Below are 22,318 nucleotides of genomic sequence, written 5' to 3'. Positions count from 1 at the left end.
GCTCTCCGGGAGGAAGCACCATGTCCGACCACGAGTTCGCCGGTCTGCCCGGCCCCGTGCAGCGCCGATGGGTCACCGTCTCCACCGGCGACCACGTGAGCGGCGTCGCCTGGGGGTCGGGACCGCCGGAAGTCGTCCTGCTGCACGCCGCCGGCGGCAGCGCCCGCGACTGGGACGGCCCGCTGGCCGGGCTAGGCCGTCCCGCGCTGGCCCTCGACCTGCCGGGCCACGGTCGCTCCAGCCGCCATACCGCCGTCTACGCGCCCCGCAAACTGGTGCCGCCCATCGCTGAGGCGATCAGATCGTTCGCCCCGAAGGCCAAGGCAGTGGCCGGGACCGGACTAGGCGCGTTCGCCGCCGCCGCGCTGGCCGCCCGGCACCCGCACCTCGTCCCCGCCCTCATTCTCATCGGAACCCTCCCCGGGGCATCCCGCTCCCTCGGACGACGCCGAGTACCTCTGGCAAGGGCTCGCCCGGCTCGCCGCCGGGGGAGCGCCCGTCACCGTCGTCCGCGGCGGCCTGAGCGACGCCGCCGTGGCCGAGCTGAGCGAGCGCGTGCCGTCCGCCCGGCTCGTCGCCTCGGAGGGACACAGCCCCGCTCCCGACGGACCACCACCCACCGCGGCCGGGCTCACGCCCGCCCGGCTCGCCGACCTCCTGCTGACCGGCCCGACCACGAGGAGCAGCTCATGACCGCCCAGATCCCCCTCATCGACCTCGAACTCGCCCTCAGCGACGACGCCCCGCCCGAACTGCTCGACGCCGCCCGCGAAGCGGCCGAGCAGATCGGGATCATCCAGGTGACCAACCACGGAGTGCCCGACGAGCTCATCGACGGCTTCCACGACTCCATCGGCCGCGTTCTGGCCTTGCCCCGCGAGGATAAGGCCGAGCTGGCCAGCCCCACCGGCCACCCTTACCGCGGCTGGCGGCAGTGGCCGGACGACTTCGGCCGCCTGGAGCTGGAACGCTTCATCATCGGCCAGTTCGGCAGCGTCGAGGAGGCGAAAGCGGCCGGGCTCGGCGACGAGCACGCGCAGCTCTACGCCCACCCCAACGTCTGGCCCCTGCAGGAGCCGGGCCTGAAGGACCTGGCCGCGCGCTACCACGACGCCTCGGTCGGCGTGGCCGAGAAGGTGCTCACCCTGTACGCGCGCCTGCTCGGCGTCCCCGCCGACACCTTCCCGACCTCCGGACGCCCCTACTACACCAGTTTCGTCGTCAACGACTACCCGACCTGGACCTATGACGACGGCGGCGACACCGACCAGGACAAGCTGCTCCTGCTGGAGCACGCCGACGGCTCCGCGCTCACGGTGCTGCACCAGCGCGGCGACTACGCCGGGTTGCAGGGCCGCGGCCCCGACGGCGAGTGGATCCCGGTCCCCATCGTGCCCGGCGCCCTGCAGGTGTTCTCCGGTCACATACTCACCAAGTGGACGAACGGCCGCCTGTCCGCGGGTACGCACCGGGTGGTCGCGGGTGGTTCGGTCACCAGGCGTTCGACCGGCGTGTTCTGGCACCCCAGCCTGGACACCGTGATCGAGCCGCTGGCCCCGTTCGTCGGCCCCGAGGGCTCCGACTACGAGCCCGTGCTGCTGTGGGACCAGGCCAAGCGGCAGGTCGAGGAGTATCTGGAGGTGTTCGGGCGGCCGGACCAGGTCGCGGCGTGGCGCGAGGGCCGCCCGTATGTGGCCGAGCTGGCGGAGACCTGACATGCCTGGAGACTTCCGCTGGGAGCCGAGCGAGCGCTGGGTGCGCGGTCTGCGCGACGGCGTCGTCGTCGTGGACAGCCGCGCCCCCGTGCTCGTGTGGGAGCCGGGCCGGCCGGTGCCCGGGTACGCCTTCCCCGCTCGTGACGTGCGTACCGACCTGCTTCGCGACGTCGGGGAGCCGCCGGGCGTCCGCTACGACCTCGCGGTCGGGGACGCGCTCGTACGCGACGCCGCCTGGCGGTATCCGGAGCTTCCCGACCACATCGTGTTCGCGTGGTTCCGGCATCCGGACGTCGTGCTCGACCACTGGTACGAGGAGGAAGAGGAGATCTTCGTGCACCCGCGCGACCCGTACAAGCGGGTGGACCCGATCCCCAGCTCCCGGCATGTCGTCGTCGAGATCGGCGGGCAGGTGGTCGCGGACACCCGTCACGCTGTGCTGCTGTTCGAGACAGGTCTGCCGACCCGCTACTACATCCCGCCGGATGACGTGCGGTTCGACCTGCTGGAGCCGACCGAGACGCACACCCGCTGCCCGTACAAGGGGGCGGCCTCCTACTGGTCGCTCAAGGGCGGAGGCGCGCCGCCCGACGTCGCCTGGGCCTACCCCGACCCCATCCCAGCCGCCGCGCCGATCAAGGGGCACGTGGCCTTCTACAACGAGGCAGTGGACATCGTCGTCGACGGCGTCGCGCAGGAACGTCCCGTCACCTTCTTCAGCGCAGGACTGACGAGCCGCCCTGCGGATCTCCCATGAGGAGGAAGTCATGACCGATCTGGATCTCATCGCAGACGTCCTGGTGGCCGGCGGCGGGCCGGCCGGCGCCTGGGCCGCCGTCAAGGCCGCCGAGTCGGGCGCCGACGTCGTCCTGGTCGACAAGGGCTACCTGGGCACGAGCGGTGCTACTGCTGCCGCCGGCACCGGAGTCTGGTACGTCGATCCCGACCCGGCCTCCCGCGAGGCGGCGATGGCCTCCCGGGAGGCCCTGGGCGGGTACCTCGCCGATCGCGCCTGGATGGCCCGGGTCCTGGACCAGACATACGCGAACATGAACGAGCTGGCCGAGGTGAGCCGCTACCCCTTCCCGGTGGGTGAGGACGGCGGGCAGATTCGGCGCGGCCTGCAGGGCCCGGAGTACATGCGCCGCATGCGCATCCGCGCGCGCCGCTCGGGGGTGCGCGTGCTCGACCACAGCCCTGTCACCGAACTGCTGGTGGACGCGGACGGCGCGGTCGCGGGCGCGGCCGGCCACCGCAGGCAGCACGACCGCTCCTACCGGGTGCGCGCGGGCGCGGTGGTGCTGGCCACCGGCGGCTGCGCCTTCCTCAGCAAGGCGCTCGGCTGTGACGTCAACACCGGCGACGGCGCCCTGTTCGCGGCGGAGACCGGGGCCGAGCTGTCCGGCATGGAGTTCTCCAACGCCTACGCGATCGCTCCGGAGTTCACCTCCGTAACCAAGACCGCCTTCTACTCCTACGCCACCTTCTACCATGCCGACGGCAGCGTCCTGGAGGGTGCGGGCAGCACGCGCGGCCGGTCGGTGATCGCGCGGGCGCTGCTGTCCGAGCGCGTCTTCTGCCGCCTCGACCAGGCGGGGGAGGGGATCAGGCAGGCTATGCGACTGGCTCAGCCCAACTTCTTCCTGCCCTTCGACCGGCAGGGGATCGACCCGTTCACCGAGCTTTTCCCCGTCACGCTCCTGGCGGAGGGGACCGTACGCGGGACCGGCGGGATCCGCCTGACCGGCTACGACTGCGCCACCTCCGTCGCGGGCCTGTACGCCGCCGGCGACGCCGCCACCAGGGAACCGATCTGCGGGGGCTTCACCGGCGGCGGCAGCCACAACGCGGCCTGGGCGATGTCGTCCGGCACCTGGGCAGGGCAGGCCGCGGCCCGTCACGCCCGCGCTCTGGGCGCCCGGACGGCCACGCGGGCCGTGCGCGGAGCGGGCCGCGCCGGATTGCGACCGACCGGCGGCGACCCGGCCGGGCACCGCGAGATCATCGAGGCGGTCCAGGCCGAGGTGCTGCCGTACGAGAAGAACTACCTGCGCCACGGCGATCGGCTCGCGCCCGCGCTGGCCTCGCTCGACGAGACCTGGAAGCGGGCCAGGCAGGGCCTGCGCGCCGACGGCCCCGACGTCGTGCGCGCTCGCTCGGCCGCCGCGATGGCGGCCCACGCCCGGTGGATGTACGCCAGCGCGCTGGCCAGGACCGAGAGCCGCGGCATGCACAAGCGTGCCGACCACCCCGGTTCCGACCCCGCCCAGCACCACCGGCTGATCTCCGGCGGGCTCGACGAGGTCTGGGTGCTGCCGGAGACCGGGTGGCCGCTGGCGGTGGCGTCGTGATCGAGATCGTGCTGCGCGACCGGTGCATCACCTGCGACAAGTGCATCGAGGCCTGTCCGACGGACGTGTTCGTGCGCGGGGACGACGGGGTGCCGCTGATCGCGCGGCAGGGCGATTGCCAGACGTGCTTCATGTGCGAGGCGTACTGCCCGGTGGACGCCCTCTACGTGGCCCCGGCCGCGCACCCGCTCCCGGAGCCGCCCGACGTGACGGAACTGGCCGAGCGGGGGCTGCTGGGCGGATACCGCCGGCAGATCGGCTGGGGACACGGGCGCACCCCGGGCGCCCGGCGCGCGATCGGGCCGGTGCTGCCTGCGCCGTCGCAGGTGATCATCTCGTGACGGGGGAGGCGCCGTCACTCGCTGACCCGGGCCGTCATCGGCCCGAGCATCGGCGGCGGGCTGGGGCTCGCGCTCGGATCGGCCGCCGGGCTGGTGCGGCTCGGCGACGACCTCGTCGACCCTCCGGTGCAGATGGCGCGGATGCTGGCCCACCTCGGCCTGGTCCCGCTGCTGCTCATCTAGGTCGGCATCGGGGGGCCGCTGAAGATCTCGCTGGTCGCGCTGGGGGCCTTCTTCCCTGTCTATCTCAACACCTACAGCGGCATCCGCAACATCGACGAGCGGCTGGTGGAGGCGGCGCGGACCTGCGGTCTGCCCGCCGCGGCCCGGCTGCGGCACGTCGTCCTGCCCGGCGCGCTGCCGTCGCTGTTCCTCGGCCTGCTCTCCGACCTCGCCCTGCGTACGGCGGAGAGGAGGGCCCTGGCATGGCGGCGCGGCCCCAAGGCGAGCTGAGCCGCGGCACCCCTGCGGCGGCGGAGACGGTGGTCACCGCCACGGGGATCGTGCGCGTGTTCGGCGACGCGGTGGTCCTCGACGGCGTCGATCTGCGGATCCGCCGGGGCGAGGTGGTCGCGCTGCTCGGGGCGAACGGTTCCGGCAAGAGCACGCTGCTGCGCATCCTGGCCGGGCTCGACTCCGAGGCGGACGGCGAGGTGAGCACCATCGGCCGCACCGCGGCGGTGTTCCAGGAACACCGCCTGCTGCCGTGGAAGCGGATCGCCGACAACATCGCGCTCGGCCTGCGCGGACCCGACGTCTCCCGGCGTACGGAGGTGGCTCTGGCGGAGGTCGGCCTCGCCGATCGGGGGCGGGCGTGGCCCGCGGAGCTGTCCGGTGGCCAGGCCCAGCGCGTCGCCCCGGCCCGCGCGCTCGTCCGCGAGCCCGACATCCTGCTACTCGACGAGCCCTTCGCCGCCCTGGAAGACGCCGATCCCGTCGGCGACGGGGTGGTCTATCGGCAGGCGGCGGTGTGGCTGTCCGACGATGAATTCGCCGCGATGATCGAGGAAATAGAGAAGGCGGTCGTCACACGCATCGGCCGCACTGGGGGTCAGGGCCGCACACGTCGCATTGTCAGCCTCGTCGTCGTGCCGGACAAGCACGCGGGGCCGCCCGCCGACGGCGAGAGCGTCGCTGAGTGAACTGATCCAGGGCAGGTGGCCGAACCGCGGGCACGGCCGCGGTCACCTTGCGGGCTCGGCCACCGGCGACGAGCCAGGCGGGGTGAGGCGCCGGTGGCGGAGCGGTCAGTAGCGGGTGAATGGGCCCCACTCCTTGACGGCGTATGCCTCGGCACGCCGCTCGATCTCCAGGGCCGATCGGCCGCTGAAGTGGGCGGGCAGGACCAAGGTGGTGGTGTCGGCGGCCCAGTCGAGCAGGCGGCGCCGGGTGGCACGGGCCTGGGCCGGGTCCTCGCAGAAGCAGCTGTCGTGGCCGGGGTGGTGCAGCTGCAAGGGGGTGTGGATGATGTCGCCGGCGAACAGGGCCCGGTCGCCGCCGGACTCCAGCTTGATCACGGCGTGGCCGGGTGTGTGCCCGGGCGCCGCTTCCAGGTGCAGGTTCCCGTCGATGGTGTACGTGTCCTCCCAGAGGCGTATCTGTCCGGCGGCGTGCACCGGGGCGATGCTGTCCTCGAAGGCGTACTCGTTGACGCTGCCGGGGATGCCGGGATTGTTGGCCGGGTTCCAATGGTGGAAGTCGATGGCCGGCATCAGGTAGGTGGCGTTCGGGAAGGTCGGCACCCACTCGCCGCCGGCCAGGCGGGTGTTCCAGCCGACGTGGTCGAGGTGCAGGTGGGTGTTGACGACCAGGTCGACGTCCTCCGGCTGGACTCCGGCCGTGGCGAGCCGGCCGAGGTAGTCCAGCTGTTGCCGGTGCCAGGGTTCGACAGCGGGGCGGTTCTTGTCGTTGCCGATGCCGGTGTCGATCAGGATGGTACGGCCCTCGCTGCGCAGCAGCCAGGTCTGCATGGCGACGTGCACCATCGCGTCGTCGGCGCCGAGGTGGTCTGGAACGAGCAGGTCGCGATGCGCTTGCCAGGCTTCGTCCGGCATGGTCGGGAAGAACGCCAGGGTGGGCATGATCGGGCCGTGCGTCTCCTCGATGCGGGTGACGGTGACGTCGCCGAGCTTGATGTCGTGCATGGTGTGCGTCTCCAAGGGTCAGCGGCGCGGCAGGGTGGCCAGCACCAGGTTGGGGTCGGTGGCGGTGGTGTAGGCGGCGCTGAGCACGTAGACGGTACGGCCGCGTACGGCCACCGAGGTCGGGTTCTGCAGTCCGGCGGCGGTCGTCAGGAGTGTCTTCGCGCGGCCGTCCGCATCGATTCGGACGACCTTGTTCGGCGCGTTGAGGGTCGCGATGACCTGGTTGTCGCCGGTTCCGGCGAAGGCTATGTCGTCGATGCCGGCCAGCCCGGCGGCCTTGACCCGGACGGCTCCGGGACGGCCTCGGTTGATCGGGATCCGCAACAGGGTGCCGCGGTCGAGGTTGGTGGCCCAAACTGCGCCATGACGCACCTTGATGCCGTTGGCGCCGAGGAATGAGGTGGCGGAGAGTTCTCGCGCCGAGGACCAGACCTGGGCGGGGCCGCCGTTCAGGGGCACGGTGGTGATGGTGCCGTGCACTGAGTCGGTGAGGTAGAACGTCTTCGCCGGCTCGTCATAGGCCAGGCCGTTGGGCAGCCCGGTGGCCGGCAACGCGGCGATGCGTCGCGGCTCCTGCCCGGGAGGCAGCCGGTAGAGGCCGGTGGTCGCGGCGTCGCCGCTGGCGTACAGGAAGTACAGCGTGCCGTCGGCGGTGCGCACGATGCCGGTGGTGAGCGCGAACCCGAGGGCCGGGGTGTCGGCGCCGCCGTCGGCGGGCGCGGGGAGGGTCGCCAGGATCCGGGTGGCGCCGGCCGGGCTGATCGCGGCGACCTGGCGGGCGGTCGCGAAGGTGACGTAGGCCGTGCCGTCCGGGCCCAGCGCGATGTTCTCCGGCAGTTGGCCCTTCGCCAGGTCGAAGTGCACCGCGATCCGTGACGTCACCGGCGGCGCAGCCGACGGGCGAGCCTGCGCGGTCGAGGGGGACGATGCGGTGGTGATCGTCGCCGCGTTCGACGGCGGTACGGTCACCAGTCCGATCCCGGCTGCCACGGCGGCGACCGCGAGGGTGAGCGTTATGTTGCGCATTGCTGGTCCTTTTCCGAATGACTTCGCGAACGAATGGCTTCGCGAACGAGGGTTCGCGGGCGTGCGACATCGGGCGCTCTGTCCGGAGCACCTGGGGAAGCGTGGGGAAGGAGTCAGCCGGTCATGTCCGCGCCGGCGCGTCGGGCCGAGGGTCCTGGGCGATGGAGGCACGCCCGGTGACCGCGCTGTGGACGAGCAGCGTCATCGCGGAGTGTGAGGGCGACTCCGGTTCGGTGGTGGCGACGACCACCGCCTGCTCGTCGGCGGTCCGCAGCGTCTGCTGGGTCACCTGCATGGTGCCCACCAGCGGGTGCCGCATCTCGTAGACCGCGTCGCCGCCGGCCTTGACCCGGTGGTCGGCCCACATCGTGGCGAACTCCGGGCTCTTGACCGTCAGCTCCCCGAGCAGCGCGGCCAGCAGAGGGTCGTCCGGGTACCACCCGGAGGCCATCCGCAGGGTCGCCACCACGGCACGTGCTTTGGCGGTCCAGTCGGCGTACAGGTCACGGGTGTGTGCGTCCAGGAACACTAGGCATGCCATGTTGGGCCGCTGCCGCGGTGTGTCCGGAGCGCCCGGGGCCAGATGGCCGGCGTACAAGGCGTGTCCCGGCGTGTTCCACGCCAGCACGTCGCTGCGCCGGCCGAGCACCACCACGGGCACGTCGCCCAGCGTCGCGATCAGCTGACGCGTCGCCGGGCTGACCCGTTCGGGCGCTGGCCGGCGCCTGGCGCCCCGGCGGCGGCTGCCGGTGGCCAGTTCGTGCAGGTGCCGGCGTTCCGCGTCGTCCAGGTTCAGCGCCCCGGCCAGCGCGTCCAGCACCTCAGGAGACGCGTTGGACGCCTGACCCTGCTCCAGCCGCGAGTAGTACGACACGCTCACCCCGGCCAGCAGCGCCAGCTCCTCCCGGCGCAACCCGGGGACCCGGCGCCGGCCACCGTAGGTGGCGACCCCCACATCCTCGGGCCGGAGCTGGGAACGCCTTGACTGAAGGAACTCCCCGAGCTGTCGTCTCGTGTTCATGGCTCACAGTATTCGTGGCCGGTTCGCAACCCAGCCACACCCTCCCGGGGATAGGCACGGCAGAACTCTCGTGGCCGCACTACAGATTGCCTGCTCACCGTGGGCCCCGTCGCCGAGCCGGCCGTTCTCTTCGGTCTCAACGGCCTGTATGACCTTCCCGAGCCAGTGAATGGGCTGGGTGCATCGCACGTACACGGTGAACCGGTGGCCGTCGCGGGCCGGCACGTCCCGCCACGGCGCCCCGGTCCGGATCCGCCATCGGATCCCGTCGATCAACTGCCGCCTGCTCCACTTCGGACGTCCCTTGCCCGATGCGGCAGGCAGATGCGGCTCCAGCGCCGCCCACTGCGCGTCAGCGAGATCGTGCCGCCTCGTCACCACCACGCTGGCCACGAGGTCTCTGGTATTTCGTTTTTCTTGGTCGTCGAACCAACTACCGGAGACCTCTTCGTTCAACGATCACCGACACGCCTCACACACGTGATCTTTCGAAACACGGCCTGGCCGAGCGGGAGAGCGCCGCCCAGGCCGACGCGGACCGGCTGCACGTCACCCGCGAGATGACCGGCGACCCGGCGGAAGCCACCCTGGGGCGGCGCGGGCTGCCGCCATCGCGTGGGCCGGCCTGTCAAGGCTCGAGACTGAGAGCTGAGCAGGGCCGGTCTTGGCCGGAGGAGGAGTGCGGGTATGCGAACTCGCGGAGCTCTCCACCGTGCTTGCGCCCGTATCCGCTGTCGCCTCGGCCGCCGAAGGGCAGCGCGGGGTTCATCGAGAACACGAGTGCGTCGTTGATGCTGGTCATTCCGACGAGGAGGCGGCGAGCGATGTCTTCGCCCGGCGTCGTTGCTCCCGAGTTCGGGCAGCATGGGGGTTCAGGGTCCGCGCGCATTGGGTGGCCACACGAGCGGATCGGCCGGCGCGCCCGCTACCAGCTGACCCTCGACCTGCCCGTAGGCGACCCCGGCGGGGCCTGGCTCTCGGTGCGCCATCTGGTCGCCCTCTTCGCCGCCCCGGCAGCCCCCGCTGAGGACTCCGGCCCTCTCTGCTCCCTCTAACCGGTCGCCGGCACACTGGTGCTCGTCACACTTGCGTGTCCGCCTGGAGATCGGTCAGGCGGCGGGCCAGGTCGTCGCGTTCGCGGGTGATCTGGGCGAGCCGGTCGGGCCGGCTCAGGACGCCACCGTCACAACGGCGTGCCCCTTCAACTGCCACGCGGACGTTTGGTCGGTCGATCGTCAGGTGGTTCATGTGGCGCTGATCGTGGCCTGGAGCGCGGCGTGGAGCGGGGTGGCGGTCAGGCCGAAGGTGTTCTCGAAGGCTGAGGAGTCGACGATGAAGGGGCGGTCGAACTGGTAGCGGGTTTCTTTCAGTTCGCGGATGACGGGGTTGGTCAGTTCGAGGGCGAGCAGGATCGGCGCCGGGGGACGGTTGAGGCGTGGTGCGGGCGCTGCGGCGAGTGCGCACAGCTGCTCGGCCAGTGCGCGGGCCGACAGCGCGGGGTTGGTGGGGGTGTGCCAGGCGCGGCCCCAGGCGCGTTCGTCGGTGGCGGCGATGGCCATGGCGGCGGCGACGTCGGGCAGGTAGGTCCAGGAATGGGGCTGGTCGGGGTCGCCGAGGAAGGACGTGCGCTTACCGGCGAGCAGCGAAGGCACAAAACGCGTGCCGACGGGGGTCTGGTCGCTGGCGCCGGGCCCGAAGTAGTCGGAGCTGCGGATCTCGGTGACGCGGGCGCGGCCGGCCTGGTGCGCGGCCAATGCGTCGGTCCACATCCGGGCGCGGACGCGGCCTTTGGTACCGGTGGCGGCGAGGGGGAGGTCCTCGGTCATCGGCCCGGTGACGGGTCCGTAGGCGTAGAGGTTGCCGGCGGTGACGAGTACCGCGCCGGTGTCCTGGGCGGCGGCCAGTAACGCGGCGGCCAGTGAGGGCCAGTCCTGGGCCCAGCGGGTGTAGGCGGGGCCGGCGCAGTTGTGCAGGGCGTCGGCGCCCTTGACGAGTTGGGTGAGCCGGTCGCGGTCGGTGAGGTCAGCCGCGATGACCTCGACTCCGGCGGGGCCGTTGCCGGACCTGGTGATCACGGTGACCTCGTGGCCCTGGGCGAGAAGGTGCGCGGCGAGGTGCTTGCCGACCTGTCCGGCTCCAGCGATGACGTGCCTGCCCATGGTGTCTCCTTCATTTGATACTGGTGCTTCCTTGCGAGAGCAATGCTCTCTCATCGGGCTTCGAAATTCAAGAGCACTGCTCTCATATCGGTTCCCTGATCTGATCGACGGGGTCGGGCCGCACATGACCAACTCGTCGAGGGCCGTGCTGTCGCGGCGCCAGGTTGAACCGCTCCGGGATCGGTGAAGACTCTGGGATGCCTCGGGTTGAGTGGAGGGCAAGGAAGCGCCTGAGCTGCAACCCCGTGGTTACACCGGCTATGGCGAGATGAGGTGCGGGCTGGCATCCGCCTTCGCGGCGGCAGGCGCATGCCAGTGGTTCAGGGGACATGCCGGTGGACGAGAAGGGTTGCGTCCGTAGCCCCTGGGAGTCGCAGAAGGTCAGATCGGCGGTGTCCACCGTGAGGCGTTGCCGACCGGTATCGATCAACGTGTCGATGGCAGGCGGGATGAGACCCGAGGAAGAGACGTCAAGTTCGCCATGCAGGGTCAGCGGCTGTATGTAGAGTGATGAACCAGGCTTACCGTGAGGACGGTCATACCGGGCTTTCGATCCGCGGTGAGAGAGAAATCGTCATAGGCATGCAAGTCGCGTACCACCGAGCAACCAACCAAGATCAACAACGTGATCCGAGGCCGGCGAGAAATACCAGGTCGAACGCGGTATTGAAGAGTAGGGCGGGTGGGACTTGAACCCACGACCCACGGATTATGAGTCGGCTCGATTGGTGCTACTCCGTGCCGCGGGATGACGCTTTCTATCACTGTGTCCCAGAGCATCCCTGTCATCGTGCCGGGAAGTGACGGTGGATACCGCGCCGTATCGCGTACACGCGAGCAACCATGCGTGCTTGACCATCGCCATTATGTGCCATTTGTCCCCTGTCTCGGCACGGCTATGTAGGGTCAGGATTTCGTGACGAAGCCCCAGTCCCACGGCAGATCGAACGCGTACGAGCAACCACCGAGCAGCCATCAGTAGGCGATGTGCGTTTGCTTGCCAGCAGAACTTGTAGTCGCTTCGAAAGTGATGCAGAGCCCGATTGACGTGCATGGATGTGGTTTTCGGCAGTCGCAGAGCTGGTCACCCTGGGCACCAAGGTCGCGTCCTCCACCAGCGGACCAGGCCGCTTGGGCTTTTGGGGCGTGTGCGGCGGTGACGGCAAGGTAGGCGTGGGCGAGCATCGCGAGGGTGATGTGCCGGTGCCAGGCGTCATAGCGTCGGACCTGGTACTGGTCCAGGCCGGTCTCGTTCTTGGCGCTCTGGAAGCATTCCTCGATGGCCCAGCGGGCGCCGGCGACGGCGATGAGGCCCTCCAGGCTGGTGCCGACGGGGGCATGACACAAGTAGTAGGCCAGCTCGAGCTCGCCCTTGGCGTTGGGGGTCAGGCTGCGGCGGACCAGTAGCCACCGCTGGTAGCCGGGCTCGGTCTCGAAGTGCACGGTGGCCAGGGCCCAGTCATACTGGCGCTGCCCTTTGGCGCCGTTGCCGCAGGAGCGGCGTTTCCATGCCTCGGGCGGGGCCTGGGCGGTCGCGGCCTCAGCGTGGATCTGGCCGCCCCACGCCTTGCCGATCCATTGGTTCTTGGGCACCGCGACCACGTAGCCGAGGTGGTGCTCTTCCAGGAAGCGCCGGAACTTGAAGTCCAGGCCGTATGCCTCATCGGCCGTTACCCACGAGGCCGGTACGCCCGCCTCCAGAGCACGGGTGAGCAACATCCGGGCCAGTACGGGCTTGGTGGCGAACTGCACCTCTTCGCCGATGCCGGCCTGGGCGCATCGAGCTCGATCATCGGTCCAGGACTTCGGCAGATACAGTTCGGCGTCGATCAGCGCCCGGCCTGACGGGGAGGCGTAGGCGAGGAAGACGCCCAGCTGGCAGTTCTCCACCCGGCCCGCGGTGCCGGAGTACTGACGCTGCACCCCGGCCGACTTGTCACCCTTCTTCAGGAACCCGGTCTCATCCACGATCAGCACGCCGTCGCGGTGGCTTCGCGGTGCAGATGTGCACCGTCCGGTACGTGGGCCGGTTCCTGATGGACGATCCGCTGGACGTGCCGTTGCCGGTGGTCGAGCACCTGGCCGTGCAGTTGGGGGTCGAGGATCCCTCGGTGGTGAAGCGGTACGCCGAGCGCCGGCAGACCGCCTACGACCACGCTTGGGAGATCCGGGACGCCTACGGCTACCACCCGTTCGAGGACCACGAGTGGGGCCGGCGGTTCCGCACGTTCCTGCACGGGCGGGCCTGGACGCACGCCGAGGGGCCGGTGGCGCTGTTCAACCAGGCGGTCGGGTGGCTGCGGCGCCACCGGGTGCTGCTGCCGGGCGTCTCGGTGCTGGCCAAGCAGGTCGCCGCGGTGCGCAAGGTCGCGGAGGACCGGCTGCACGCCACGGTGGCCAACGCGGCCCGGCGGGCGGGCGGCGCGCTGCCTGGGGACCTGGTGGCGCTGCTGGAGGTGCCGGAGGGTCGGCGGGTGTCGGAGCTGGAACGGTTGCGTCGGCCGCCGACGCGCACGACCGGCACGAGCATGGCCAAGGCACTGGAGCGGGTGGAGGAGATCTCGGCGTTGCGGCTGGGCCGAGTGAGGGTGGACAAGGTGCCGCCGAACCGGCTGGCGACGCTGGCCCGGGTCGGGCTGGGGTCGAAGGCGCCGATCCTTCAGCGCACTCCGGAGCCGAAGCGCACCGCGCTGCTGACCTCGATGGTGCGGCACCTGGAGGCGTCCGCGATCGACGACGCCCTGGACGTGTTCGCGCTGCTGATGCAGGTGAAGCTGCTGAGCGCGGCGAAGCGGGCCACGGACAAGGTCTGGTTGGCCTCCCGGCCGCGGCTGGCGAAGGCGTCGCGCACCGTGCAGGCGGCCTACCGGCTGTGGAGCGGGCAGCTGGACCTGGTCGCCGAGGCCGGGGCCGACCTGGACGCGGTGGCGATGTACCGGGCCCTGGAGTAGGAGGTGGGGCCGCGCTCCGAGGTCGAGGCCGCGGCCCGGCTGCTGGACGAGCTGCTGCCGCCGGGCGACGACGAGGCGGAGGCGGAGATGCGCCGTCAGCTTGCCGGCCGCTACAACACGGTGCGCCCGTTCCTGTCGCTGCTCGGCGAGTCGAGCGCGCTGGGCGCGGCCTCGGGAGGGCGGCGGGTGCCGGAGGCGGTCAAGCGCCTGCCGGCGCTGGCCCGGCGCAAGGTGAAGGCCAAGCCGCTGCTGCCGCGCGAGATCGACCAGAAGCTGGTGCCGCCGGCCTGGAAGAAGGCGGTGTTCTCCAACCCCGAGCTGCCGCAGGGGTCAGTGGACCGCGACGCCTACGTGGTGTGCGTGCTGGAACAGCTCTACCGGGCGCTCGGGCGCCGGGACGTGTTCGCCACCCCGTCCGCGCGCTGGTCGGATCCGCGGGCGCGGCTGCTGGACGGGCCGCAGTGGGAGGCGGTGCAGGCGGACGTGCTGCACGGCCTGAGCCTGGATCAGCCGGTGGCCGAGCACCTGGCCGAGCGGTCGGCGCGCTGGACGCGGCCTGGCGGCTGATGGCCGAGCGGCTTCAGGAGGCCGGGCAGGACGCGAAGCTGAGCTTCGAGGTGCAGCCGAACGGCCGGTTGAAGCTGAACGTGGACCGGCTCGGCGCGCTGGGCGAGTCGAAGTCGCTGCGGTGGCTGCGCCGGATGACCGGGGCGATGCTGCCGCGGATCGACCTGCCGGACCTGCTGTTCGAGGTGGACTCCTGGACCGGGTTCCTGGACGCCTTCGTGCACCTGGACGACGGCCGGCCCCGGATGGAGAGGGTGAAGACCTCGCTGGTGGTGCTGCTGGTCGCCGAGGCGTGCAACATCGGCTACACCCCGGTCATCGACGCGGACGACGAGGCGCTGACGAGGGCCCGGCTGGTGCACGTGGACCTGTACTACCTGCGGGCCGACACGATCGCCGCCGCGAACGCCAGGCTCATCACGGCCCTGGGCCGGGTGCCGATCGTCGCGCACTGGGGCGAGGGCCTGCTCGCTCCGTGGACGGGCTGCGGTTCGTGGTGCCCAAGCGGACGATCAGCGCCGGGCCGTCGCCGAAGTACTACCACTTCAAGCGCGGCATCACGTGGCTGAACGCCCGGAGATGGTCGCCACCGACAACGCCTCCTATGTTGTTACATGGACACCTCTTGTCCCACAGGCCCCACTGGGATCTGGTTCCTGCCAGTTCGCCGATCGGGTGGGACACCGTCTTCGGAGGTGTCGATGCGGGTCCGCAAGCAACATTCGGAGAGCGGGAGTCTCCATGTCGAGCTCCTTGACGACGAAGGTGAGCCGGTCAAGGTCGTCTCGGGGTTCCTGCGGTCGCTGGCGGCGCGGGATTACTCGCCCAACACGCTGGTCTCCTACGCCCATGACCTTCGGCATCTGTGGGACTTTTTCGTTCGTGAGGACCTGACCTGGCAGGAGTTCGCAGCGCCGCACGCGCTGCGCCTGCTGGAGAACCTGCGGTCGGTCCCCTCTCGCCGGCCTCGGCAGCGGATGACGTTGACCGTCGCCACGGCTGATGCGGAAGGACCGGGCACCAAGCTCGCCGCGACGACCGTGAACCGGATCCTGGCCGCGGTCTCCTCCTTCTACGAGTACGTGATCATGGCTGGGCAGTTCGACCGGTCGAACCCGATCGAGAAGCGCCCCGATCCCGCCCTGCAGCGCGTCTCGGAACGCCACCGGCCGTTCATGGGCAGGGCCAGTCGGCAAAAGCCGATCCGCCGCAGCGTCCGTGTCAAAACCGTCCAGCGGATCCCGCGACCATTGGACGAGGCCCAGGTCAAAGCGCTGCTGGTGCAGCTCAAGCGGCTGCGTGACCGGGCCATCGTGCTGCTGATGCTCCAGGGCGGCCTGCGCCCTGGTGAGGTCCTCGGCCTGCACTTGGAGGACATCGCCTACGGTCGCCGCCGGGTGGTCGTGCGGCATCGCGACGACCATCCCAAGGGAGCCCGGTCCAAGTCCCGCTTTGAGCGCGTGGTCGACCTGCACGAGGCCGAGACGCTGGCGATGTTGAGCGCGTACGTGATGCAGGAGCGGCCAGCTGACGCAGACAGTCCGCTGGTCTTCCTGATCGGCGGGGGCGGTAAGCGCCGGCTGGAGGCGCTCAGCTACGACGGCCTGGTGCGGATGTTCGCCCGGGCGGCCGCCAAGGCCGGGATCCGGGAACCATGGGTGACGCCGCACGCCTGCCGCCATACCCATGCCACACGCATGTGGGAGGGCGGCATGCGGGAGCTGACGCTGCAGAAACGCCTCGGCCACGCCTCCCCGGAGTCGCTGCGGATCTACACCCGAGTCTCCGATCCCGAGGTGGTCGCCGACTACAACCGGGCCCTCGGCGGCAATCGTGAGGACGGGACGCGGTGAGCGCCCGTCATGTGTCGGCTGCCGCCCTCACCGCGACCGCACGCCCGGTTCCACGACCGCGTCCGCAGCACTGCCCGGCGGCGCAGTACGTGGATCATCTGCACGGCCTGAATCTGCACCCGCAGTATCTAGGAGCGCGGCTGCGTTCCTACCAGGCGTTCATGGACCGGTGGCCGTCGCTGGCAGACTGGTTCGACGAGCCGCTGGTGGAGCGGGTCGGTCGCCTTCCCGGCGAGCCTCACCACCAGGCTTCCTATCCGCTGTCGTTTCGCGCCCGCCCTTACCTGATGTACTTGGCGCTGCACGGCTACACCACGCTGGACTACCCCTTCACCCTCGCGGCCGGGCAGCTGCGAGTCGTCGACACTGCCATGTCACTGGGCATCGACATGGGCGTCGCCGCCCTCGTCGAGGAAGCCGCCGAGCTCGGCTTCAACCGGCGGTCCGCGCAACAGGCGATGACCTGGACGGTCGGCCGCATCGCTCTGCGCACCGGAGTGCTCCATGTTGACGGCATCACCAAGGACCACATCGACGAGGCGCTGGAGGCCGTCCGTCTGTTCAGCGAACGCGATGACCTGCGCTCCTTCTATCCGTCGGCGCAGAGGTATCGCGACAATGCGCAGAAACTATGGGTCACTCACCTGCATCAGCTTCACGTCGTGCTGTTCCACCGCGGGCAAGTTCCGGTCCGCCCGCGTAAGCGGATGCCCGACCGCAAGCCGCCCTTGGCGTTGCCTCCCCGGATGCAGGCGGTGGCCGACAAGTGGCTGGCGACGCGCCGACTGACCGACGCGAAGTCCACCGTGGAGCAGCTGGAACTGGCGGTGCGGAATTTCGGTGACTGGCTCAGCGAGCATCACCCGGCATCGAGTCCTGGGCCGAGGTGAGCCGGGACCACTGCCTGGAGTGGATCCAGTACCTTGCCGACACGCCGTCGAAGATGACGGGCAAGCCGTTGGGGGTAATCAGTCGCAAGCAGCGCATCTCCGGGTTATCACAACTGTTCCGGGAGACTGCGGCGTGGGAGTACGACGACGTCCCTGGCTACGCCCTCATCACCATCGGCGATGCCCCCAAGGCGCCGCAGCGGCTGCCCCGCTTCATTCCCGATCATGAACTCGACCAGCTGATGCCCGTGATCGAGGAAATCTCCTGCCCGTTCCAGCGCGCCGCGCTACTGACGGTCCGATGGTCTGGGGCGCGCCGGGACGAGATCCGCAGGCTCCCGCTCGACTGCCTGGACCGCTATCCCGACGGAACACCTCGGCTCCGGCTCCCGGCCCGCAAGACCTACAAGGAACGGATGGTGCTGCTGCACCAGGACGCCGCCGACGCTCTGCAACAGCTCATCGACCTACGCAGACCCGGGCGAGACAAGCCCTTCACCGACGAGCGCACCGGCGAACAGATCCGCTACCTGTTCGTCCGTCACGGCAAGCTCCTCTCCAGCTCCTACCTGTTCGAGACTCCGCTCCAAAAGGCCAGCAAGGCGGCCGGCCTGGTCGGCCCGGGCGGCTGGAAGGGCAAAGAACGCGGCACCGTCTCCGCGCACAGATTCCGGCACACCGTCGGCACCCAGCTCGCCGAACGCGGTGCCAAGCTGCACACCATCATGAAGGTCTTTGGCCACTCCTCGGTCTCCATGGCACTGGTCTATGCCCAGGTCAGCGACCATGAAGTGCTGCGTGACTATAAGTCCGTCCTCGAACCCGGCGCCGTCGTCGCCGGCCCCGCGGCTGAGGAGCTGAAGTTCGGGACGCTGCCCGCCGAGGCTGTTGACTGGCTGAAGAGCAACTTCCTCAAGACTGAGCTCGAGCTCGGCCACTGCCTGCGCCTACCTGCCGAAGGCCCCTGCGAGTGCGACCTCTACCTGACCTGCGCCAGGTTCGTCACCACCCCGGACTACGCCCCACGACTCCTGGCCCGCCTGGAGGTTGAACAGCAGCTCGTCCAGGACGCCGACGAACGCGGCTGGACCCGCGAGGTCGAACGGCACACCGCAGTCGCCCGCCGTCTCACCGGCCTGCTCACCGACCTCGGCGAGACCACCGCTCCGGGTGACGGCAACTCTTCAGGAAGGTCGTCATGCACGTCGACGGACTGAGCGAGCCGATCACATCCATCGCGAACCCACCCCTCGGGTTGATGTCACCCGAGGAAGAATAACTGAGAGTTACATCTGGAATCTGGGACCCGAAAGCGGCGTTCACCAGCAGCGGAGGTCTCCGGTGCCAGAAGAAATCGTGTCGACGGCGACCGATACGTGGTCGGCGGACTCCTGCAAGGCGCTGACGCTCAGCTCGAAGAAGTGCGCGTCCGTCCGCATGAAGGGAGCCGCCTCGTAGTACCGCTTAATCTCCTCGGGTGGGCGTTCGGTGCGGAGGCTGAAGGCGAAGCCGGCCCAGCAGTCCCCGGAGTCTCCGGTCACGGGCCCCTGAGGTTCGGACCTGCCGAACGTCGTGCCTGGTGGCAACGGATGCTCGAGGGCTCGATTCTCAAGGCTTGCCAAGCGGTGATCGGTGATCCACTGGGGGGCCATCGCGGCGGCGTACAGCAGGAGGAAAGGCGTGGCGGCGATGGCCGCCACGAGTGTCACCCGCTTCAGCGCAGATGGCCGGGAAGTCTCACCTACAGGTTGCACTCGCCAATGATCACATAAGAGTCGCAGGCCCGCGCTGGTTCACTTCTGCGAGCACTGACCGTAATCGATGTTACTCAGCGCTAGCTTGCGTCCGGTCGGGCTGACCCGAGTGGTGGGCCTCGCGCGGCGAGCGCCCCAGCCTGGCAGGCGGGTACCGGAGTGATGGCGATCGGTCGGCCTGAGCGGGCGACAAGCCTTGACAGTGTCCATATAAACCCCGACATGGTGTTCGGGCTGTTCTCGATGCTGCGCTACAACTTCTCGCCACGCTTCCGAGACCTCGCCGACCAGCAGTTCTGGCGGGCCGAGCTACCCGGCACACCGGGCGGTGACTACGGGCCGCTGGAGCCGCTGGCCCGCAACCGGGTCAACCTCGCCAAGGTGACCGTGCACTGGCCGGACATGCTGCGGGTGGCCGGCTCCCTGGTGACCGGCCAGGTCCGCGCCTACGACCTGCTGCGGATGTTCGGCCGCGAGGGCCGACCCACCCCGCTGGGCACCGCGTTCGCCGAGTACGGGCGGATCGCCAAGACGCTGCACCTGCTGCGGGTGGTCGATCCGGTGGACGACCCGCTACCTGGACGCCGCGGTCGAGCAGCTGCGCGCGCTGCCGGCCGAGGAACGCGAACACCAGGTGCTGGACGAGGACGTCGCCCGGCTCTCCCCCCTGCGGCACGCGAACCTGAACGTGCTCGGCCGCTACAGCTTCCGGCCCTCCGGCCCGTCCGGAGGGCAGCTGCGGCCCCTGCGCGAGGCGGCCGAGGCGGACGACGACGAGGACGCCGAGGACTGACCGCGCCGGCCGCTCGTCGCTGTGGCCCGGGGTTGACCTTCCAGTCGGCTCGAAGGTCTACGGTCGCCGGTATGAGCCTGATGCGGATCTCCCGGCTCGCCGAAGCGCACCGGTGTCCCGGCGACCACCCTGCGCTTCTACGAGGCCGCCGGGCTGCTGTCGGCCGACCGGACCTCCTCCGGCTACCGGGTCTACGGCGAGGACGCGGTCGAGCGGCTGGCGTTCATCGGCGGGGCCAAGCAGCTGGGGTCATCTAGGGTGCCCAGCAGGTGTCAGGCAAGTCAGGCAAGTACTCCGGAGCGAACTTGCCTGACTGATATCCAAGGGTCTGTTAGGCAGGTTCGTGGTCTCGGTGCCATCGCGCGCAGTCGGCAGCCCAGTCGGCTCGGGTCCGTTGGAGTGCTTGGTACAGCCGCTCGGCAGGTACCTCGAAGGCGCGTTCGTGCTCAGGCTTTCGGATGCTGATCCGCCGGCGTAGCGAGGTCGTGTCGGACATTCAGCAAGACCGCCGTCGTCGTCATCACCGCGAAGTCCGCCGGGCGCAAGGCCTTCGGCCTCGCCACCGCAGGCGTCCGTCTCGCTTGACCTCTTGCGCGTCAGTCCGGCAACCAGTGCAGCTCGTGCGCCAGGGTTTTGGCGACGGCACGGATGCGGCGGTGTAGTGGCGACTGCTCGCGTGGGAGGACCAGGTGGAACGTCAGGTTGGGCGCGCCCCGCAGCGGTCGCCAGGTGAGACCGGCCGGTTGTGCCGTGGCCGCGGCTTCTCCGGCCGGGGCGAGGGTGACCCCGTCGCGCAGGTCGCGCTGAGACATGTCGAAAGAGACTGCGGGCGTGTGGAATCGGGGGTGTGGCCGGGTGTCTCGGAACAGTGTGGACAGCTGATCGTGGATCACGGGGTTGGCCGCACGGTCCGGGAGTCGCAGCGGATACGCGGCCGCGTCGGCGATCTCGATCTCCGGGTGTTCGGCCAGCGGATGGTGCTGCGCCAGCTGGACCCCGATGCGCGCACGCCGCAGCGGGAACCGGCGCACGCCACGGCCCGGCTGTTCACCGCGGGTGATCCCGGCATCGATGCGGCCGTCGGCGACCGCGGGGGAGATCTCCGGTGTCGCCATCGGGACCGCGCCGACCTCGAGTCCGCTGTTGCCGCGAATCAGCCTGTCCACCAGGGCCGGTGCCGTCTCGGCCCCGGCGCTGAGGCTGTATCCGATGCGCAGCGTGCCCAGTTCACCGGCCGCCGCGCTCCGGGCGGTGTCCCATGCCCGGTCCAGCGCCGCCAGCGCGGGCGGCGCGGACTCCGCCAAAGCCGCACCGGCCGTGGTCAATACGACGCTACGCGTGTTGCGGACCAGCAGGGCCGTACCGAGTTCCGCCTCCAGTCGGCGCATCCGGGCGCTGAGTGCGGGCTGTGCGATACCGATCCGTGCGGCCGCGCGGGTGAAGTTCAACTCCTGCGCCAGCACCAGGAAGTACCGCAGGCTCACCGTATCCGGCGCCACGTGCCCTCCCTGCCGATTGATAACGATCCGTTCTGAGTCTATCCCGTACCGGTCTTTCCCTCGGCCGCACATCAAGCCCTAACCTGCGCATATGGCGATTCAACTGACCGCAGTACCCGTCGCCGGGATCGATCGATCTGAGTGTCAATTCGAAGTCGGACCTGTCCGGCCGAACACAGGAGGTTTCCATGGCTAAGGGCTACTGGGTCAGTGTCTACCCCGCCATTTCCGACCCTGAGAGGCTGACTGCCTACGACAAGCTGGCCGGTCCGGCTGTCCGGGCTGGGGGCGGGCGCACCCTGTCCCGTGGCGGTCGAGTCGTCGCCCACGAGGCCGGAATCACGCAACGCGTCGTTCTGATCGAGTTCGACAGCTTTGAACAGGCCGTCGCGGCATACGAGAGCGAGGCATACCAGAAGGCGCTGGTGGCCCTCCCCGACGGCGTCGAGCGCGACTTCCGCATCATCGAAGGCATCGACTGACTGGCGGTCCCAGCCATCGCTGAGCATCCGTCACCTGAAACGCACACGGTACTGAACGACGACTCACGAGACGAGGCCGCCGCACTGATCACCGGTGCGATGTCGGTTGAAGCACCGCTCGGGTCAATTGCTCCGTTCAGTTCTGTCGTGCAGGAATTGCGACCGCACCCGGGGCAGGTGCGGGTTGCGTCCATCCTCAGACAGCTGCTCCCATCCGGGGATTATCGGGAGGCGAGTGCCGGCAACCGTATCCAGGATCCGTATTCGGTGCGTTGCATGCCGCAGGTTCTCGGCCCCTGCCTGGACCCCGTCCAGCAGGCGCGTACCACGTTGGAGATCGAAGCCAACATGGCGTACGTCAGTGGCTGTTCCGTAGCGGCTCGGTAGTGGCACCGTGTGCAGCGCGGATGTCCAGATGCGTGCCGCCCGCCAGACTGGCCGTACACCGTCGAACAAGGAGGTCACGATGCCCGACCCGACCGTGTTCCCGGATGCGGGGTGAGCGTCATGGACGGGCTCTCGATCCGCTGGACGCCGTTGCTTGCTGAAGGGCGGCACCCGCCCGCGGACTGGCCGGCCGACCGGCCCAGCAGAGCCGATCGCCGCCACCGCTCTGCCTGCCGTATTCGACGCAATATCACCGAACGCGCCGCGGGGGCCCCGATGGCCGTTGTCCACCGGGTCCAGCGGGGGCCGGCGTCATGACCGACGTGGACCTGGACGCCCACGCCCGGGGGCTGATGGACGCCAACCTGTACGCGGTCCTGGGCAC

Annotated in this window: 26 protein-coding genes and 3 pseudogenes; 19 read left to right on the top strand and 10 right to left on the bottom strand. The window is 69.9% G+C overall.

The features are described 5' to 3' along the window. Nucleotides 1-20: 20 nt before the first annotated feature. The 8 genes and pseudogenes from ACWEPL_RS51165 to ACWEPL_RS51130 form a co-directional block, all read left to right on the top strand. Nucleotides 21-467: pseudogene (locus tag ACWEPL_RS51165) on the top strand (alpha/beta fold hydrolase); the annotation flags it as partial. 67 nt (nt 468-534) lie between these two features. Beyond that, a complete protein-coding gene (locus ACWEPL_RS51160) occupies nt 535-693 on the top strand; it encodes a hypothetical protein (RefSeq protein WP_452440695.1) in 159 nt (52 codons plus the stop codon). Further along, a complete protein-coding gene (locus ACWEPL_RS51155) occupies nt 690-1,715 on the top strand; it encodes a 2-oxoglutarate and iron-dependent oxygenase domain-containing protein (RefSeq protein ID WP_452440693.1) in 1,026 nt (341 codons plus the stop codon). The genes ACWEPL_RS51160 and ACWEPL_RS51155 overlap by 4 nt, the downstream gene beginning before the upstream one ends. Before the next feature lies 1 nt (nt 1,716). Then, nucleotides 1,717-2,472, top strand: a complete 756-nt coding sequence (locus tag ACWEPL_RS51150; protein WP_452440666.1) for a DUF427 domain-containing protein — start codon at nt 1,717-1,719, stop codon at nt 2,470-2,472. 10 nt (nt 2,473-2,482) lie between these two features. Continuing rightward, complete coding sequence (locus tag ACWEPL_RS51145) at nt 2,483-4,066, top strand: FAD-dependent oxidoreductase (RefSeq protein ID WP_452440665.1); 1,584 nt, start codon at nt 2,483-2,485, stop codon at nt 4,064-4,066. Then, nucleotides 4,063-4,407 carry a 4Fe-4S binding protein gene (locus tag ACWEPL_RS51140; protein WP_452440664.1) on the top strand — a complete coding sequence of 115 codons (345 nt, stop codon included), beginning with the start codon at nt 4,063-4,065 and terminating at the stop codon, nt 4,405-4,407. The genes ACWEPL_RS51145 and ACWEPL_RS51140 overlap by 4 nt, the downstream gene beginning before the upstream one ends. Nucleotides 4,408-4,596: 189 nt before the next feature. Then, entirely contained in the window at nt 4,597-4,860 is a 264-nt protein-coding gene (locus ACWEPL_RS51135) for an ABC transporter permease subunit (protein ID WP_452440692.1), read from the top strand. After that, complete coding sequence (locus tag ACWEPL_RS51130; protein WP_452440663.1) at nt 4,833-5,549, top strand: ABC transporter ATP-binding protein; 717 nt, start codon at nt 4,833-4,835, stop codon at nt 5,547-5,549. The genes ACWEPL_RS51135 and ACWEPL_RS51130 overlap by 28 nt, the downstream gene beginning before the upstream one ends. Before the next feature lie 105 nt (nt 5,550-5,654). Here the strand turns inward: ACWEPL_RS51130 and ACWEPL_RS51125 are convergent, their stop codons facing one another. From ACWEPL_RS51125 to ACWEPL_RS51090, 8 genes and pseudogenes are all read right to left on the bottom strand, one after another. Continuing rightward, a complete protein-coding gene (locus ACWEPL_RS51125) occupies nt 5,655-6,551 on the bottom strand; it encodes an MBL fold metallo-hydrolase (protein ID WP_452440662.1) in 897 nt (298 codons plus the stop codon). An 18-nt stretch (nt 6,552-6,569) separates the two neighbouring features. Beyond that, nucleotides 6,570-7,577: a hypothetical protein gene (locus ACWEPL_RS51120; RefSeq protein ID WP_452440661.1), complete on the bottom strand. Its 1,008-nt coding sequence runs from the start codon at nt 7,575-7,577 to the stop codon at nt 6,570-6,572. Between the two features lie 121 nt (nt 7,578-7,698). Further along, the gene (locus ACWEPL_RS51115; protein ID WP_363985597.1) at nt 7,699-8,598 is read right to left on the bottom strand and encodes a helix-turn-helix domain-containing protein; all 900 of its coding nucleotides are present in this window, start codon (nt 8,596-8,598) and stop codon (nt 7,699-7,701) included. A 3-nt stretch (nt 8,599-8,601) separates the two neighbouring features. After that, complete coding sequence (locus ACWEPL_RS51110) at nt 8,602-8,976, bottom strand: transposase (RefSeq protein WP_452440691.1); 375 nt, start codon at nt 8,974-8,976, stop codon at nt 8,602-8,604. A gap of 250 nt (nt 8,977-9,226) precedes the next feature. Further along, complete coding sequence (locus tag ACWEPL_RS51105) at nt 9,227-9,487, bottom strand: aldehyde dehydrogenase family protein (RefSeq protein ID WP_452440660.1); 261 nt, start codon at nt 9,485-9,487, stop codon at nt 9,227-9,229. Between the two features lie 191 nt (nt 9,488-9,678). Continuing rightward, nucleotides 9,679-9,846, bottom strand: a complete 168-nt coding sequence (locus ACWEPL_RS51100; protein WP_363985601.1) for a hypothetical protein — start codon at nt 9,844-9,846, stop codon at nt 9,679-9,681. Continuing rightward, entirely contained in the window at nt 9,843-10,757 is a 915-nt protein-coding gene (locus ACWEPL_RS51095; RefSeq protein ID WP_452440659.1) for an NAD-dependent epimerase/dehydratase family protein, read from the bottom strand. The genes ACWEPL_RS51100 and ACWEPL_RS51095 overlap by 4 nt, the downstream gene beginning before the upstream one ends. A 1,116-nt stretch (nt 10,758-11,873) precedes the next feature. Next, a pseudogene (locus ACWEPL_RS51090) lies at nt 11,874-12,746 on the bottom strand (IS701 family transposase); the annotation flags it as partial. A 14-nt stretch (nt 12,747-12,760) separates the two neighbouring features. Between ACWEPL_RS51090 and ACWEPL_RS51085 the strand changes: the two are divergent. The 6 genes from ACWEPL_RS51085 to ACWEPL_RS51060 all read left to right on the top strand — a co-directional run bounded on the left by ACWEPL_RS51085 (nt 12,761) and on the right by ACWEPL_RS51060 (nt 18,235). Then, on the top strand, nt 12,761-13,708 hold the full coding sequence (locus ACWEPL_RS51085; protein ID WP_452440690.1) for a DUF4158 domain-containing protein: 948 nt from the start codon (nt 12,761-12,763) through the stop codon (nt 13,706-13,708). A 3-nt stretch (nt 13,709-13,711) separates the two neighbouring features. Further along, nucleotides 13,712-14,275: a hypothetical protein gene (locus ACWEPL_RS51080; RefSeq protein ID WP_452440658.1), complete on the top strand. Its 564-nt coding sequence runs from the start codon at nt 13,712-13,714 to the stop codon at nt 14,273-14,275. Continuing rightward, on the top strand, nt 14,275-14,844 hold the full coding sequence (locus tag ACWEPL_RS51075; RefSeq protein ID WP_452440657.1) for a Tn3 family transposase: 570 nt from the start codon (nt 14,275-14,277) through the stop codon (nt 14,842-14,844). Before ACWEPL_RS51080 ends, ACWEPL_RS51075 begins: the two co-directional genes overlap by 1 nt. Nucleotides 14,845-14,976: 132 nt before the next feature. Further along, on the top strand, nt 14,977-16,128 hold the full coding sequence (locus tag ACWEPL_RS51070; protein WP_452440656.1) for a tyrosine-type recombinase/integrase: 1,152 nt from the start codon (nt 14,977-14,979) through the stop codon (nt 16,126-16,128). Continuing rightward, the gene (locus ACWEPL_RS51065; protein WP_452440655.1) at nt 16,125-17,018 is read left to right on the top strand and encodes a hypothetical protein; all 894 of its coding nucleotides are present in this window, start codon (nt 16,125-16,127) and stop codon (nt 17,016-17,018) included. Before ACWEPL_RS51070 ends, ACWEPL_RS51065 begins: the two co-directional genes overlap by 4 nt. Further along, a complete protein-coding gene (locus tag ACWEPL_RS51060; protein WP_452440654.1) occupies nt 17,015-18,235 on the top strand; it encodes a tyrosine-type recombinase/integrase in 1,221 nt (406 codons plus the stop codon). The genes ACWEPL_RS51065 and ACWEPL_RS51060 overlap by 4 nt, the downstream gene beginning before the upstream one ends. Before the next feature lie 102 nt (nt 18,236-18,337). On the opposite strand, the gene ACWEPL_RS51055 is transcribed toward ACWEPL_RS51060, so the two are convergent. Next, on the bottom strand, nt 18,338-18,718 hold the full coding sequence (locus ACWEPL_RS51055) for a hypothetical protein (protein WP_452440653.1): 381 nt from the start codon (nt 18,716-18,718) through the stop codon (nt 18,338-18,340). 216 nt (nt 18,719-18,934) lie between these two features. Between ACWEPL_RS51055 and ACWEPL_RS51050 the strand changes: the two are divergent. The 3 genes and pseudogenes from ACWEPL_RS51050 to ACWEPL_RS51040 form a co-directional block, all read left to right on the top strand. Continuing rightward, nucleotides 18,935-19,270 (top strand): annotated as a pseudogene (locus tag ACWEPL_RS51050) (Tn3 family transposase); the annotation flags it as partial. 136 nt (nt 19,271-19,406) lie between these two features. Beyond that, nucleotides 19,407-19,565, top strand: coding sequence for a hypothetical protein (locus ACWEPL_RS51045; RefSeq protein ID WP_452440694.1), 159 nt, complete (start codon nt 19,407-19,409; stop codon nt 19,563-19,565). A gap of 129 nt (nt 19,566-19,694) precedes the next feature. Continuing rightward, nucleotides 19,695-20,030 carry a MerR family transcriptional regulator gene (locus tag ACWEPL_RS51040; RefSeq protein WP_452440688.1) on the top strand — a complete coding sequence of 112 codons (336 nt, stop codon included), beginning with the start codon at nt 19,695-19,697 and terminating at the stop codon, nt 20,028-20,030. Between the two features lie 131 nt (nt 20,031-20,161). Here ACWEPL_RS51040 and ACWEPL_RS51035 read toward each other — a convergent pair whose 3' ends face one another. After that, on the bottom strand, nt 20,162-21,064 hold the full coding sequence (locus ACWEPL_RS51035) for a LysR family transcriptional regulator (protein ID WP_452440651.1): 903 nt from the start codon (nt 21,062-21,064) through the stop codon (nt 20,162-20,164). Between the two features lie 188 nt (nt 21,065-21,252). Between ACWEPL_RS51035 and ACWEPL_RS51030 the strand changes: the two genes are divergently transcribed. Further along, a complete protein-coding gene (locus tag ACWEPL_RS51030; protein ID WP_397374440.1) occupies nt 21,253-21,546 on the top strand; it encodes a DUF1330 domain-containing protein in 294 nt (97 codons plus the stop codon). Further along, complete coding sequence (locus tag ACWEPL_RS51025; protein ID WP_452440687.1) at nt 21,547-21,933, top strand: aromatic amino acid lyase; 387 nt, start codon at nt 21,547-21,549, stop codon at nt 21,931-21,933. It begins immediately after the preceding gene. Nucleotides 21,934-22,318: the final 385 nt, after the last annotated feature.

The sequence above is a fragment of the Nonomuraea sp. NPDC004186 genome, assembly GCF_053603495.1.
Note: the sequence above shows the minus strand (reverse complement) of the source record. Positions and strands in the feature narration are given on the sequence as shown.

Excerpts from the sequence above, each read along its gene's own strand:
- ACWEPL_RS51155 (WP_452440693.1), top strand. The coding sequence starts at position 690 with ATGACCGCCCAGATCCCCCTCATCGACCTCGAACTCGCCCTCAGCGAC.
- ACWEPL_RS51150 (WP_452440666.1), top strand. The coding sequence starts at position 1,717 with ATGCCTGGAGACTTCCGCTGGGAGCCGAGCGAGCGCTGGGTGCGCGGT.
- ACWEPL_RS51145 (WP_452440665.1), top strand. The coding sequence starts at position 2,483 with ATGACCGATCTGGATCTCATCGCAGACGTCCTGGTGGCCGGCGGCGGG.
- ACWEPL_RS51130 (WP_452440663.1), top strand. The coding sequence starts at position 4,833 with ATGGCGGCGCGGCCCCAAGGCGAGCTGAGCCGCGGCACCCCTGCGGCG.
- ACWEPL_RS51125 (WP_452440662.1), bottom strand. The coding sequence starts at position 6,551 with ATGCACGACATCAAGCTCGGCGACGTCACCGTCACCCGCATCGAGGAG.
- ACWEPL_RS51120 (WP_452440661.1), bottom strand. The coding sequence starts at position 7,577 with ATGCGCAACATAACGCTCACCCTCGCGGTCGCCGCCGTGGCAGCCGGG.
- ACWEPL_RS51115 (WP_363985597.1), bottom strand. The coding sequence starts at position 8,598 with ATGAACACGAGACGACAGCTCGGGGAGTTCCTTCAGTCAAGGCGTTCC.
- ACWEPL_RS51105 (WP_452440660.1), bottom strand. The coding sequence starts at position 9,487 with ATGCGCGCGGACCCTGAACCCCCATGCTGCCCGAACTCGGGAGCAACG.
- ACWEPL_RS51100 (WP_363985601.1), bottom strand. The coding sequence starts at position 9,846 with ATGAACCACCTGACGATCGACCGACCAAACGTCCGCGTGGCAGTTGAA.
- ACWEPL_RS51095 (WP_452440659.1), bottom strand. The coding sequence starts at position 10,757 with ATGGGCAGGCACGTCATCGCTGGAGCCGGACAGGTCGGCAAGCACCTC.
- ACWEPL_RS51085 (WP_452440690.1), top strand. The coding sequence starts at position 12,761 with ATGTGCACCGTCCGGTACGTGGGCCGGTTCCTGATGGACGATCCGCTG.
- ACWEPL_RS51075 (WP_452440657.1), top strand. The coding sequence starts at position 14,275 with ATGGCCGAGCGGCTTCAGGAGGCCGGGCAGGACGCGAAGCTGAGCTTC.
- ACWEPL_RS51070 (WP_452440656.1), top strand. The coding sequence starts at position 14,977 with ATGCGGGTCCGCAAGCAACATTCGGAGAGCGGGAGTCTCCATGTCGAG.
- ACWEPL_RS51030 (WP_397374440.1), top strand. The coding sequence starts at position 21,253 with ATGGCTAAGGGCTACTGGGTCAGTGTCTACCCCGCCATTTCCGACCCT.